Source organism: Altererythrobacter sp. CAU 1778, assembly GCF_054482795.1.
On sequence record NZ_JBTLRP010000002.1, the window covers coordinates 22,837 to 36,836 of the forward strand.

8 protein-coding genes are annotated in these 14,000 nt (G+C 64.0%); 4 read left to right on the forward strand and 4 right to left on the reverse strand.

Annotated features, from left to right (window positions below; translation table 11 throughout):
* Positions 1–49 precede the first annotated feature (49 nt).
* Positions 50–1,612, reverse strand: a complete 1,563-nt coding sequence (locus ACXYN8_RS08300) for an aldehyde dehydrogenase (NADP(+)) (protein WP_458888953.1) — start codon at positions 1,610–1,612, stop codon at positions 50–52.
* Between the two features lie 148 nt (positions 1,613–1,760).
* Between ACXYN8_RS08300 and ACXYN8_RS08305 the strand changes: the two genes are divergently transcribed.
* The 3 genes from ACXYN8_RS08305 (at position 1,761) to ACXYN8_RS08315 (ending at position 6,218) form a co-directional block, all read left to right on the forward strand.
* Positions 1,761–3,152, forward strand: a complete 1,392-nt coding sequence (locus ACXYN8_RS08305) for a sugar porter family MFS transporter (protein WP_458888954.1) — start codon at positions 1,761–1,763, stop codon at positions 3,150–3,152.
* Between the two features lie 85 nt (positions 3,153–3,237).
* On the forward strand, positions 3,238–4,761 hold the full coding sequence (locus tag ACXYN8_RS08310; RefSeq protein ID WP_458888956.1) for a tryptophan halogenase family protein: 1,524 nt from the start codon (positions 3,238–3,240) through the stop codon (positions 4,759–4,761).
* A complete protein-coding gene (locus ACXYN8_RS08315) occupies positions 4,758–6,218 on the forward strand; it encodes a tryptophan 7-halogenase (RefSeq protein WP_458888957.1) in 1,461 nt (486 codons plus the stop codon). The genes ACXYN8_RS08310 and ACXYN8_RS08315 overlap by 4 nt, the downstream gene beginning before the upstream one ends.
* A gap of 10 nt (positions 6,219–6,228) precedes the next feature.
* On the opposite strand, the gene ACXYN8_RS08320 is transcribed toward ACXYN8_RS08315, so the two are convergent.
* Genes ACXYN8_RS08320 through ACXYN8_RS08330 form a run of 3 tightly spaced genes read right to left on the reverse strand, consistent with a single transcriptional unit; the run spans position 6,229 to position 10,345 of the window.
* Positions 6,229–7,239 (reverse strand): cupin-like domain-containing protein, encoded by a 1,011-nt coding sequence (locus ACXYN8_RS08320; protein WP_458888958.1) that lies wholly within the window; start codon positions 7,237–7,239, stop codon positions 6,229–6,231.
* The gene (locus ACXYN8_RS08325; protein WP_458888959.1) at positions 7,236–8,777 is read right to left on the reverse strand and encodes a tryptophan halogenase family protein; all 1,542 of its coding nucleotides are present in this window, start codon (positions 8,775–8,777) and stop codon (positions 7,236–7,238) included. The genes ACXYN8_RS08320 and ACXYN8_RS08325 overlap by 4 nt, the downstream gene beginning before the upstream one ends.
* The gene (locus ACXYN8_RS08330; RefSeq protein ID WP_458888960.1) at positions 8,774–10,345 is read right to left on the reverse strand and encodes a tryptophan halogenase family protein; all 1,572 of its coding nucleotides are present in this window, start codon (positions 10,343–10,345) and stop codon (positions 8,774–8,776) included. Before ACXYN8_RS08330 ends, ACXYN8_RS08325 begins: the two co-directional genes overlap by 4 nt.
* Before the next feature lie 157 nt (positions 10,346–10,502).
* Between ACXYN8_RS08330 and ACXYN8_RS08335 the strand changes: the two genes are divergently transcribed.
* Entirely contained in the window at positions 10,503–13,865 is a 3,363-nt protein-coding gene (locus ACXYN8_RS08335) for a TonB-dependent receptor (protein ID WP_458888961.1), read from the forward strand.
* Positions 13,866–14,000: the final 135 nt, after the last annotated feature.

Consider the following 14,000-nt stretch of genomic DNA (forward strand, 5'->3'; position numbering starts at 1 on the left):
GAAAGAGGCCCGGCCCCCGTTCAAAGGGGCCGGGCTTCTTGCATGGAAATCAGATCTTCCAGTCGCCGTCGATGCGGCGCAGGGTCTTGCTCGATCCGTCGAGCAATGCCTTGGGCAGCAGGGCGGCAGGCATGTCCTGATAGGACACCGGACGCAGGAAGCGGTCGATGGCAAGCGTCCCGACCGATGTGCTCCGTCCATCCGAAGTCGCGGGGAACGGGCCGCCGTGAACCATCGCGTGGGTCACGTCGACGCCGGTCGGCCAGGCGTTGGCGATGACGCGTCCAGCGCGCTGTTCGAGCACCGGCACGAGCTTCGCAGCGGCGGGATAGTCGGCCGGCACCATGTGCAGGGTCGCGGTCAGCTGTCCTTCCATACCGGCGATGATCGTCTCGATTTCGTTGAGGTCGTCGCACTGTATGACGATCGAGCCGGGGCCGAAGTTCTCTTCGCCCAGCGCGGGATTGGCAGCGAATGCCTTGCCGCTGGTGGTGTAGACCTGAGCGCGGCCGCACAGGTTGGTACCTTCCGCGCCGAGCCCGACGAGCTCGACATCGTTCTGCGCCGCAATGGTGCTGGCGCCGCGGGCATAAGTGGCAGCGATATTGCCGGTGAGCATGGTCTGCGCGGGCACTTCGTCCAGCGCAGCGCGGGCAGCGGCGAGGAACTTGTCCATCGCATCACCCTTCACGCCGAGAACGATACCCGGATTGGTGCAGAACTGGCCCGCCCCAAGTGCGAGCGAGCCGACGTAGGCCTTGCCCAGTTCTTCGGGCGATTCGGCCAGCCGGTTCGGCATGAGCACGACCGGATTGACGCTGCTCATTTCCGCGTAGACCGGAATGGGCACGTCGCGCGATGCCGCGTGAGCGACCAGCGCGAGACCGCCGCCGCGCGACCCGGTGAAGCCGACCGCGGCGATCGCCGGGTCCTTGACCAGCGCTTCGCCAAGGTCGTTCGAAGTGCCGTTCAGAAGGCTGAAGACGCCCGCCGGAAGTCCGCTTTCCTCGACCGCTTCGGCAATCGCACCGGCGACCAGTTCGGACGTTCCCGGATGCGCGGGATGTCCCTTCACGACCACGCAGCAACCAGCCGCCAGGGCCGAGGCCGTGTCCCCGCCTGCGACGGAGAATGCCAGCGGGAAGTTGCTCGCGCCGAAAACAGCGACCGGCCCCAGCGGAATCTTGCGCATCCGCAGATCGGGCTTGGGCGGCGTCTTCGAGCCATCCGCGTGATCGATCCGCAGGCCCTGGAAGCCGCCGTTCTCGATTTCCGCAGCGAACAGGCGCAGCTGCCCGACCGTGCGCCCGCGCTCGCCGTTCAGGCGCATTTCCGGCAGACCGCTTTCGGCCATGGCGCGCTGCGTCAGCGTGTCGCCCAGCGCGTCGATCTTGTCCGCGGCGAGTCGGAGGAAAGCCGCGCGCTCCGCCAGGGGCAGGGCGGCATATTGCGCCTGCGCTGCGGCAGCGGCAGCGCAGGCATCGGCGACGTCCTGCCGGGATGCTTCGTGAAATTCCGGCTCCAGCGGGTTTCCGCTGATGGCCTCTACAGCGTGAAAGCTGCCTTCACCAAGGCGCCATTCTCCGGCCACCAAATTCTTACCGTGCAACATTCCCGATCCTTTCCCGCCTACGTCTTCTTGATAAAACGTGGCTTGCTTTGCTTTCAAATTGAGACGAAGGTAGCGCTACCATAACGGACACATGTTGCAACAAGCAACGGGGAGAGGGTAATTGGAAGAGACGCGAAACGGCGCAAATATGGCGCTTATTTCGGCAATCGTTGCCGTGGCGACGATCGGCGGTCTGCTGTTCGGCTATGACAGCGGCGCCGTAAACGGAACCCAGCCTGGCCTGAAGGCAGCCTTCGCGCTGAGCGAGGGCGGACTTGGCTTCACCGTCGGATCCTTGCTGATCGGCTGTTTCCTCGGCGCGTTCTTCGCCGGCACGCTGGCCGACGTGATGGGCCGTCGCAATGTCATGCGTATCGCGGCGGTCCTGTTCCTCGTCGGTGCGCTCGTTCAGGGCCTGACGGGCGATCACACGATATTCGTCATCGCGCGCATCGCAGGCGGCATGGCCGTCGGCGCCGCCAGTGTGCTGTCTCCCGCCTATATCGCGGAAGTGGCGCCGGCGAACATTCGCGGGCGGATGACGACGGTGCAGCAGGTGATGATCATCACCGGCCTGACGCTCGCCTTCCTCGTCAATTATCTCCTCGCCCAACTGGCAGGCGAATCGACCAACGAATTCTGGGGCGGGTTGCAGGCCTGGCGCTGGATGTATCTGATGCAGGCCGTTCCGGCCGCGATTTTCCTGGTCGCGCTGTTCTTCATTCCGGAAAGCCCGCGTTATCTCATCGCGAAGGGCCGTACCGAAGAGGCCAGCGGCGTTCTGACTCGGCTGTTCGGCTCGAACGAAGCGACCAAGAAGCTGTCCGAAATTCGTGCCAGCTTCAACGAGGATCACCGGCCGAGCCTGCGCGACGTGCTGACCCCTCCGGGCGGCAAGGGCTTTCTCGGTATGCGGTCGATCGTCTGGGTGGGCATCATGCTGGCAGTCTTCCAGCAGCTCGTCGGGATCAACGTGATCTTCTACTACGGCTCCACGCTGTGGCAGCTGGCGGGCTTCACCGAAGCGGACTCGCTGCTGATCAACATCGTGTCGGGCGCCGTGTCGATCGCGGCCTGCTTCGTGACGATCGCGGTGATCGACAAGGTCGGTCGCAAGCCGCTCCTGCTGATCGGCTCGGCCGGCATGGCAGCGACCCTGTTCGTGATGGTCTTCGCCTTCAGCCAGGGCAGCCTCGATGCGGACGGCAACCTCGTCCTGTCGACCGGCCTCGGGACGCTGGCAGTGGTCGCGGCCAATCTCTACGTCATCTTCTTCAACGTCAGTTGGGGTCCGGTGATGTGGGTCATGCTGGCAGAAATGTTCCCGAACCAGATCCGCGGATCGGCGCTGGCCGTGGCCGGGTTCTTCCAGTGGTTCGCGAACTACCTGATCGCCCAGACCTTCCCGGTCATGGCGACCGGCATCGGGCTGGCCGCAAGCTACAGCTTCTACGCTGTCTGCGCGGTGATCAGCTTCTTCCTCGTCCAGCGTTTCATTCAGGAAACCAAGGGCAAGGAACTGGAGCAGATGGAAGGCTGACCATTTCGGTGAGCATTCCTGCTACCCACAATTCGGGCCGGATACACGCTGGTGTGTCCGGCCCTGATTTCCTAGCGTGCCAGCCATGAAGCAATCCGAGGCAGAGCCCGTCCGCGTCGTCGTTCTGGGTGGCGGCACCGCAGGCTGGATGACCGCCGCGGGTCTGGCCAGCATCCTGAAAGGGCAAGTCCGCGTCACTCTCGTCGAAAGCGAGGATGTCGGGATCGTCGGCGTCGGCGAAGCCACGCTGCCGCATATTCGCGGGTTCGTGGAAAAGCTCGGTATCTCCGAGGCCGAATTCATGCGGGCGACCCACGCGACCTACAAGCTGGGCATCGATTTCCGCGACTTCGGGAAGATCGGCGAAAGCTATATTCATCCGTTCGGTTCGTTCGGGGAAGAACTGAACGGCGTCGCTTTCCATCATTACTGGCTGGAGATGCAGCGCCACGGCCTGGCCGGCGATCTGGGCGATTATTCGCTGGCCGTCACTGCCGCGCTCGCCAACCGCTTCACTCCGCCCGCGCAGGACGATTCGCTCTCCTCGACCTATGGCTATGCCTACCAGTTCGACGCGACCCTGTTCGGTCCGTTCATGCGCGAATTCGGCCTCAGCGTCGGTGTGGAACGCCGCGAAGGACTGGTGGTAAGCGTGGAACGCGATGGTGAAAGCGGGGACGTAACGGCGCTGATATTGAGGGATGGCGCACGCATCGAAGGCGACCTGTTCGTCGATTGCTCGGGCTTCCGCTCCCTCTTGCTCGGGCAGGAACTCGGCGCGGAATGGGAAGACTGGACGCATTGGCTGCCGTGCGATCGCGCCGCGGCCATGCCCTGCACCCACGCCACGCAGGACCTGCGCCCCTATACCACCGCAACCGCCATGCCTGCCGGCTGGCGATGGCAGATCCCGCTCCAGCACCGCATGGGCAATGGCTACGTCTTCGCGAGCAGTTTCATTTCCGAAGACGAAGCGTGCGAGGCGATCCGCTCCGCTGCCGAGGGCGAGCCGCTGGCCGATCCGCGCGTGCTGCGGTTCCGGCCCGGACGGCGCAAGCGGTCGTGGAGCCACAATGTCGTGGCGGTCGGGCTTGCGAGCGGCTTTCTCGAACCGTTGGAATCGACCTCCATCTACTTGGCGCAGATGGCGATCACCTATTTGGTCGAACAATTCCCGCAGGACGGGCGCATTGACCCGCGCGACCGCGACGAATTCAACCGGCTGGTCGACATGGAATACGACCGGATCCGCGATTTCCTGATCCTGCATTACAACGCGACCACGCGCGACGATTCCGAGTTCTGGAACCACGTGCGGACGATGACGGTGCCGGACAGTCTCGCCGAAAAGATGGAGCTGTGGCGCGAAACCGGCCGGATCGAGAAATACTCCGATGGCCTGTTCTACGATGCGAGCTGGATTGCCGTCTATGTCGGGCAGGGCCTCATCCCGCGCTGCCATGATCCGCGCCCCGCGCTGGGAACCGTCCACACGCTGGAACGCGCCTTCGAATCGCTGCGCGGAGCGATCCTTCGCGAGGTCGAGGCCATGCCCCGCCATGTCGATTTCCTGAGGGCCGAAAAGACGCGACTGGCGCAAGCTTCATGAGCGAACCGCGCGCGCCCTTGCAGCGCATCGTCGTGGCAGGCGGCGGGCAGCTTGGCGTGCTTGCCGCTGTCGCAATGCGGCGCGCGCTGCCGGGCTGCGAAGTGGTGCTGATCGGCCTCCCGGTCGAAATCACCGCATTCGCAGACACTGCCGTCAGCGCACTGCCGTTCACCAACGGACTGCACGAGCGGCTGGGCATCGCGGAAAGCGACATCGTGCTCAAGGCTGGCGGGACGCATCGCCTGGCCACCCGGTATTTCGGTTGGGGTGCCGAGGGCAGCCACGGGATGTTCCCCTATGGCGGCGGCGTCGATCCGGCGCTGGCCACTGGCTTTGCGAAGAACTGGGGCGCGGGACCGCGCAACATCACCGGCGAACGTCCCGCAGGATCGATTGCGGAAGTGCTGGTGGATGCGCGCCGGTTCGCTCCGCCCCCGGAAGATCGCGCAACGCCGCTGTCGGACATCGATTATGCCATGCGCTGGCATCCGCCTGCCTACCGCGACCTGCTGATCGGCATGGCGCAATCGATCGGTGTGCAGCACGTGGCAGGCACCATTCGCGGCGTGGAATTCGACGGCGAGGGCAATATTCTGGCCGTGGTGCTGGAAGACGGGCAGGCCATTTCCGCCGACCTGTTTCTCGATTGCAGCGGCCCGCGCACCGAACTGGCGTCGCGCCACCCGGCCTTTGCTCAGCAGAATTGGGAGCCGTTTTTGCCGACCCGGCGGGTCTGGCTGGGGAAGCCCGGCCAGGCGCTTGCCGCGCTGGAAGATCGCAACAGCCTGTTGAGCGAAGGCTGGCTGAGCGAGGTTGCGGGACGCGACGGCTTGCATACCATGCTCGGCACGGGCGATGGCATCGCGCAGGACGCCGCATTGCTCGCGCTCGGCGTCGAGCCGGTGAGAGTCCTGGGCATCGCGCCCGCCCGGTTGCAGGATTGCTGGATGGGCAATGTCGTGGCGCTGGGCGATGCGAGCGCGCAATTCGAACCGCTTGCGGGGTTGCATCTGGACCTCGCTCATCGGCAGCTCGATCTGCTGCTGGAGATGCTACCCGGACGCAGCATCGCTCCGCTGGAGCGTGCCGAGTACAACCGCCGCGCATCGCTGATGCTCGACGGCGTGCGCGATGCGCTGTGCCTTCATTATGCCGCCCCGCGCGCACGCACGGTGTTCGGCGAGCAGACGCTGCCCGACGGGCTGGGGAGCTTCATAGATCAGTACGTCAGGCGGGGGCGCACCGTGTTTCGCGAAGAAGCGCCGTACCTGAGGCAGGAGACGACAGCCTTGCTCGTCGCGCTCGGCTACGAAGCGGGCGTCTCGCCGCAGAACCGGTCGGCCCGGCTTGGACCCGATGAAACCGCGCGCCGGCAGTTCGAGGACAAGGCGAACGCCGCCCTGCAATACGCGCCGCCTTACGAAAGCTGGCTGGCGTCCGTGCTGGAGCGTCGCTGACGCCGCGCGGCTACTGAAGCGATTGCAGCAGCATGTCGCGCATCTGGGCGAACAGCCTCGGCGACGGCTTGCCCAGCACGCCCTTGGCATGGTCTGGCAGATGACCGGCTGGATCGCCGCTTTCCTCGAACACGTAATAGCGCAGCATATTGCCCCAGATACGGCGCTGGTCGTCGGGGAGGTGCCGGATGCTCATCAACGCGGCGAGCAGCGCGGTGGTGTGCGGCGCAATCCCTTCCGACACGTCGGGTTTCCACCAGTAGTTGACGAGGATCGACACCGGATCCAGCGAATCCACACCGTGCCACCAGCCATAGGGAATGTAGATCGCATCGCCCGGCTGGAGAGTCGCTTGCAGGGCATGGTCCCATGCCTGGGCAAAGCGCGGAAAACGCTCGAGATCGGGAGATGCGATGTCGACCATGCTCACCGGCGTTCCAGCTGGCGTCAGGTGGAGCGGGCCGGGATAGAGATTGGCGATCTGGTCAGGCGGGAACAGGGTAAAGCGCCGCTGCCCTGCAACGCACACGGCGACGTTCTCGTTCGCATCGTAATGGGGCGCGACACGGACGCGATTGCCGATCCAGATACGTGGCGGAACGCCGGGAAGGGCAGTCAGAGCATTTTCCTGCGCGACGTGCGGGATCAGCGAGGCGATGTCTTCCGACTGGACGGCCATCGCTGGCGGAGAGGGGGAGTCCACCGCCTTGGCCAGATCGGCTAGAAATGCCTCCAGTCGCCCCTGAGCTTCCACGAAATTGAAACGCGTGAGGTCGTCGGTGTAGAAAAACCTGCCCGCTTCGGATGGCGCGGCGGCAATTGCTTTCACGGGTCGCTGCGAGGGTTCGCGGACGAGATAGCGCAGCACCGCCTCCGCCCCGTGCCTGCCCGCTTCGACGGCTGGCCATTGCGACGCGGCGCCGCGCAACACTGCGGGTCTGCCACCTTCGCGCAGGGCGGCGAGCTTCGCGCTGTCCAGCGGCAGGTCCGCCTGTTCTATCGGTGCCGGTTCGCCCGTCATGCGCGCGCGTACAGCCTCGCATCAGCCGCGATCGCGCTGCCGTTGCCTTGAAGGAACTGCTCCTGCGTCGGGAGTTGATCGACGACCTGCCCGATGACTTCGCGAATGTGTCGCAGGCGCTTCAGCGTTTCTTCCTCGTCTAACAGGCACGCAGCCGGGTGGTGGCTGGCCGGACGGATGCCCTGTCCGTTCATCACGGCAAGCCAGCTCGCCTCCGTGAACAGCTCGTTGTCGTGGCGGAAGATACGGCCGGAGCTGCGATACATCTCGAGCTTTTCGGCCAGGCCATCGGGATGTTCGAGATTGCGGCAATAGCGCCAGAATTCGCTGTCGTCCCGCTCGGTCGCGCAATAGTGGAGGACCAGGAAGTCGCGAATGTCGCGATATTCGCGCTCCGTTTCCTGGTTGAAGCGAGCGATCTCGGTCTCGCCGAAGCGCGTGGTCGGGAACAGCGAAAGCAATCGCGCGATGCCCGACTGGACGAGATGGATCGATGTCGATTCCAGCGGCTCCAGGAAGCCTGCTGCCAGCCCGAGAGCGACGACGTTCTTCTCCCACGCGCGGGCACGATGGCCGGCCCGGAACGACAGCTGGTTGGGGTCCGCCAGAGCTTCGCCGTCGAGACTGTCCACCAGGATCCGCGTCGCTTCATCACGGTCCATGTGGCCGCTCGAGAAGACGTGCCCGTTTCCGACGCGGTGCTGCAGGGGAATCCGCCATTGCCATCCCGCCGGGCGCGCGGTCGACCGGGTCAGCGGTTGTTCGGGGCCGGAGAGCGCGCAGGGCATGGCGACCGCGCTGTCGCAGGGAAGCCATTTGGACCAGTCGACGAAGGGGACCTCCAGCGCCTGGCCAAGCAGGAGCGAGCGAAAGCCGGAGCAGTCGACGAATAGCTCCCCTTCGACCAGTTGCCCGCTCTCCAGCTTCACGCCGGTGACGAAGCCGCTTTCGCCGTCGCGCAGCACTTCCGCGATCCTGCCTTCGACGCGGACGGCGCCCGCATCCTCGGCCTTGCGCCGCAGGAAGGCGGCGTAGCGGCTCGCGTCGAACTGAAACGCGTAGGCCAGCTTCGACATCGGGGATTTCGGCTGGTCGGGATGCGGCCATGAAAACTTGCCGCCCTGTCCTGCCATCGCGGCAATGGAATAGGCATCGAGCGGCGCCGCGTCGCCCAGCTGCTGTCCGCGCAGCCAGAAATGGTGAAACTCGATTCCCAGCAGATCGAGGCCGTAAGTCCCGAACGGATGGATGTAGGAATGGCCGGGGCGCAGCCAGTCGACGAACTCGATGCCGAGCTTGTAGGTCGCATGGGTTTCCCGGACGAACTCCCGCTCGTCGATGCCCATCATGCGGTTGAACCCGATGATCTGGGGTATCGTCGCTTCGCCCACGCCAACGGTGCCGATCGCCTCGCTTTCGATGAGCGTGACCTTGAGGCCCGGCATCGCGCCGAGCACGCGGGTCAACCCGGCGGCCGTCATCCAGCCGGCCGTGCCGCCACCAACGATCACGATCTCGCGAACGGGTTGCACGCTCACCCGATTTCTCCGGCAAGGGCGCTCGCAGGCGCGGTGGCTTCGTGCCATGCACCGGACTGGCGCAGGAATTGCTCCTGCGTCGGCAAACGCTGCGCCGTCTGTCGATAGCCTGCCCGCATCTGCCTGATCGCGGCGGCGACCTTGTCTTCGTCCAGCGTGTCCGCGATCGGATCGTAGCTGCGCGGCATGATGTTCTGGCCCAGCATCACCGCGATCCAGCTCGGCTGGGCGAACAACTCGGCGTTTTCGCGGAAGGTCCGCCCGTGCTGGCGCCACAATTCGATCTTCGTCGCGAGGCTGTCGGGCACGTCCATGTCGCGCACGTAGCGCCAGAACTCCGTGTCGTCGCGCTGTGTCGCCTTGTAATGCAGGATGATGAAATCGCGCACGTCCTCGTAAAGCTCGTGCATTCCCCGATTGTACTCGTCGCGGGCAACCGGGCTGATCGGTTTGTCCGGGAAGAGAGCGAACAGCCGCGCGATACCATTCTGAATGAGGTGGATGGACGTCGATTCGAGCGGCTCCACGAAACCCGAACTCAGGCCCAGGCTGACGACGTTGTGCGACCAGGCCTTGCGCCTCATGCCCGCCTTGAACCGGATCGTGCGCGGTTCGGTGAGCGGCGGACCGGGCAGGTTGCGCAGCAGCGTATCGCGCGCCTCTTCCTCGTCCATGAACGCGCTGGAAAAGACATGGCCGTTGCCGGTTCTGTGCTGGAGGGGAATGTACCACTGCCATCCTGCACCATGCGCGGTCGAGCGGGTGAAGGGCTTGGTGACATCGGAACCCGTCGTCTGCACCGCTATGGCACGGTCGGAGGGAAGCCAATGGCTCCAGTCCTCGAACCCTGTTTCCAGCGTCTCCTCGATCAGCAGTCCGCGAAAGCCCGAGCAATCGATGAAGAGGTCCCCCTCGACCCGCATGCCGTTGTCCAGCCGAACGGCGGTGACATCGCCGCTTTCCGGATGTCGCTCGACATCGACGACCTTTCCTTCGCACCGCCGCGTGCCTTGCCGTTCGGCAGTCCTGCGAAGGAGGGCGGCATAGAGGCTGGCGTCGAACTGGAAGGCATAGTTGATCTGGCTGACGAGCGAGCGTGCCCCTGCCGCCGGGCGTCCGAAACGCCCTTCCATGGCGGCGACGGCGCTCATGCAATAATCGTCGATCGGGCCGGTGTCGCCGCCGCGCGCCTGCTCGCGCAGATAGAGCTGGTGGAAACTGATGCCGTGCAGATCTTCGCCGTAATCTCCGAACGGATGGAAATAGCGGTCGCCGATTCGCCCCCAATTGACGAATTCGATGCCGAGCTTGAACGTCGCGCGCGTTTCGCGGATGAAATCGCTTTCCGAGATATCCAGCATGGCATTGAAGTTGCGGATCGGGGGGATCGTCGCCTCGCCCACGCCGACCGTACCGATCGCGTCCGATTCGATCAGGGTGAATTTTCGCCGACCGTCGTTGAAATATCGCGACATCGCGGCCGCGCACATCCAGCCCGCCGTCCCGCCGCCAACGATGACAACCGACCCCGTACGCTCGCCGGTAACGATACCATTGGCTTCAGTCATGATCCCCCTGCTTTCCTCTCCACGCAGCATATGCGTATGTTCTCAAGCTAAACTCTCCATACGTCTCTTGCCAACCCAACTTCGATTCGATAACAGACGGGCTGGAGAACGCGTAACGCGTCAGCGCCATTGGTAGCGCTAACATGGGAGGGGTCTTGTGACCAAAGCATACCGCAATCTTATTGCGCAGCGTCGTGGCGACGGTGCATTCCTTCGTGCCGTCCTTAAGACGAGCGCATCGGCATTCGTACTTGGCGGAATGCTGGCGAGTTCTGCCGCGTTCGCGCAGGATGCTTCGACCGAGGCGGAAGAAGCCGCCACCGACGATACGGTCATTATCGTTTCGGGCCTGCGCCAGTCGCTCGCCAATGCCCAGTCGATCAAGCGCGATGCCGATACGGTCGTCGACGCCATCACCGCCGAAGACATCGGCGCGCTGCCCGATCGCTCGGTTACCGAAGCGCTTCAGCGCGTTCCGGGCATCGCGATCAACCGCTTCGCCGGTTCGAACGACCCCGACCACTTCTCGGTAGAAGGTTCGGGCGTGGTCGTGCGTGGTCTCAACTTCGTGCGCTCGGAATTCAACGGCCGCTCCGCCTTCGCCGCTGGCGTCGGTGGTCAGGCGCTCAACTTTGCCGATGTCCCCTCCGAACTGCTCGGCTCGGTCGTCATCAGCAAGAACTCGACCGCGGACATGATCGAAGGCGGCCTTGCCGGAACGGTCAACCTCAACACCCGCAAGCCGTTCGACAACAACGGCCTGACGCTCGCACTCAGCGCGGAAGCCAATTACGGCGATCTGTCCGAGGAATGGACTCCGACCATCTCGGGCCTGATCAGCAACACCTGGGACACGGACAGCGGCCGGTTCGGCCTGCTGGTCAGCGGCGCCTTCTCGCAGATCAAGAGCCGCGCAGACGGCTTGCAGATCGCAAACTACCAGACGCGCGACGGTCAGCTGGTTGGCATCGCCAACACCGCCGACCGGTTCGTTTGCCGCAACCCGCTTCCGTCGGGTTCGGACGAATTCACGCTGCCGGGCGGCAATGCGGTCTGCGGCAACTTCGGCACGCCGGGCGCCGATGGCTTCGCAGACTATGCGGACTACCGCGTGGCACCCGTTGGCGGCCAGTTCCGTACCCAGGATTTCAACCGCAAGCGTGACGGTTTCTCCGTCGCGGCACAGTGGGAAAGCCTTGACGAGCGTACCCAGCTGACTGCCGAATTCATCCGTTCGCACACGACCAATTCGTGGGGCGAGTACACCTACGAAGCCGCGCCTGACCTTTCGGAATACTCGACCTATCCGATCGGCTGTCAGCAGAACGGCGCAGGACCGAACGTCGTCGACAGCAACGGCAGTATCGACCCGAACGACGAAACTCCGCCGCGCGCACAGTGCCCGGTGGGTGGGTTCACCGACTACATCTACGACGAGAACGGCCTGTTCCAGTCGGGCTACATCGTCGATGCCTCGAATGGCTGGCGCGGCGATCCGGGAACGTCGCCCTTCGTTCCGATCGGCGGTTCGCAGTATTCGCTGGCGCGTCGCCAGGTGATGGATGAAACCACCAACTCGGATTACAGCCTCAACCTGCAGCAGAAGCTGACCGACCGCCTCAGCGTCGAACTGGACGCCCAGTACGCGACGTCGCGCAAGGAAAACCTGGACTTCAGCGTTTTCGGTTCGAACTTCGCGGACCAGGAACTCGATATCTCGGGCGAATACCCGGTCATCGTTCCGCACAAGCCGCAGTTCCTCGGCTACACCTGGTCGACGCCGGGTGCGGATCTCGCAAACGCGACCGACGAAGAATACTTCAACGATCCGCGCTTCCAGTTCTGGCGCGCGGCGATGGATCACGCGGAAGACAGCAAGGGCGACCAGTTCGCCTTCAGCTCCGACTTCACCTATGATTTCGAAGACGATGCCTTCCTGCGTCGTGCACGTTTCGGCGGCCGCTATCAGGGCCGTGAGCAGACCGTGCGCTACAGCACCTACAACTGGGGCATGTTGAGCGAAACGTGGTCGGGTTCGCGCCCGGTCAACTTCGGCGACACGCCTGCCGATTCTTCGGAACGGTATGAATTCCCCAACTTCTTCCGCGGCGAAGTACCCGGCCCTCCGGGGGCGTACTACTACGCGGGCGATCTGATCGACGGTTACGACGACTCGGTCGAATTCTTCCGCTCGATCCAGGCTCAGACGATTGCACTGGGCGGGGCACCGACGTGGAACCCGCTCGCCGGACGTGCCGGCGCAATCGACGGCTCGCCCTACCTTCCGTCCGACATCCAGTCCGTGAAGCAGTACGACTACGCGGCCTACGGTATGCTTGAATTCGGTAGCGACGAACTGTTCGGCGACATCCGCATGTCGGGCAATATCGGCCTGCGCTACGTGGCCACCGATCTCCGGTCGGCGACGTCGCGGACTGCGGGCACCCGTGACGGGCTCGGTATCGCACAGGACTTCGACGTGCGTTGCGCCGAACGTGCTCGACCGGCAGCCGCCGGTGGCGGTACGGTGGTACCGGGTGGCATCTGTAATCTGGGCGAAGCCGCGTACGTCGCTCTGCAGAACTTCGCCGATGGCGTGTTCATCTACAACTCGATCAAGAACGACTACGACTACATCCTGCCCAGCATGAACCTGAAATTCGGCCTGTCGGACGACATCGTCCTGCGCCTGGCCGCGTCGAAGGTCCTTTCGCGGCCGGACAATGGTTATATCCGCAACTACTTCACCGCCAGCATCGACACTTCGGGCAACTTCACCGGCACCGCCGGCGATCCGACCCTGCTGCCGGCAACCGCATGGCAGTTCGACGCCAGCCTGGAGTGGTACTTCGCACCGGTCGGTTCGGTCACGCTCAATGGCTTCTACAAGACCATCGACAACTTCTTCTACCAGTCGGTGCGGACTGAAACGATCACCAACGGCAGCGGGGAATCGCGCGATATCACCATCCGTGGTCCTGCGAACTTCGATGGCAGCGGCAAGGTCAAGGGTTTCGAGCTGGCCTACCAGCAGACCTACGATTTCCTTCCCGCACCGCTGGACGGGCTCGGAATGCAGGCGAACTACACGTTCATTGACAGCTCCGGTCTGCCCAACACCTTCCTGAACGGTGGGGCTGTTCCGACGGATTCGACGGTGCCCCCGGGCAATCTCCCGCTCGAGCAGCTGTCGAAGCACAACTTCAACATCACCGGCTTCTACGAAAAGGGTCCGATCTCGTTGCGTGCGGCCTACAACTGGCGCTCGCGCTTCCTGTTGACCGCGTCCGACGTGATCTTCCCCTACTACTCGATCTTCAACGAGCCGACGGGGCAGCTGGACGCTTCGGTCTTCCTCACGGTCACCGACAATATCAAGTTCGGTGTGCAGGGTGTGAACCTGCTGAATGAAGTGACGAAGACGACGCAGGCGTACACCGGCAACCCGGACGATCTTGCGCCGCGATCCTACTTCATGAACGATCGCCGCTTCTCCTTCATCCTGCGCGGCAACTTCTAAGACAGCCGCCAGGAGGTGAATGGGGCGCCGTGCCGGCAGGCACGGCGCCCCTTCTCGTTTGTGCGGCTCTGAGGCATTGCCCGACTTGCGGCGCAGTTCCCCTGCGGTGCGCCATTGCCTGACGCACGAAAAATG

Bases quoted from the DNA above. Each gene is read 5' to 3' on its own strand.
- ACXYN8_RS08300 (WP_458888953.1), bottom strand. From the start codon at position 1,612: ATGTTGCACGGTAAGAATTTGGTGGCCGGAGAATGGCGCCTTGGTGAA.
- ACXYN8_RS08305 (WP_458888954.1), top strand. From the start codon at position 1,761: ATGGCGCTTATTTCGGCAATCGTTGCCGTGGCGACGATCGGCGGTCTG.
- ACXYN8_RS08310 (WP_458888956.1), top strand. From the start codon at position 3,238: ATGAAGCAATCCGAGGCAGAGCCCGTCCGCGTCGTCGTTCTGGGTGGC.
- ACXYN8_RS08315 (WP_458888957.1), top strand. From the start codon at position 4,758: ATGAGCGAACCGCGCGCGCCCTTGCAGCGCATCGTCGTGGCAGGCGGC.
- ACXYN8_RS08320 (WP_458888958.1), bottom strand. From the start codon at position 7,239: ATGACGGGCGAACCGGCACCGATAGAACAGGCGGACCTGCCGCTGGAC.
- ACXYN8_RS08330 (WP_458888960.1), bottom strand. From the start codon at position 10,345: ATGACTGAAGCCAATGGTATCGTTACCGGCGAGCGTACGGGGTCGGTT.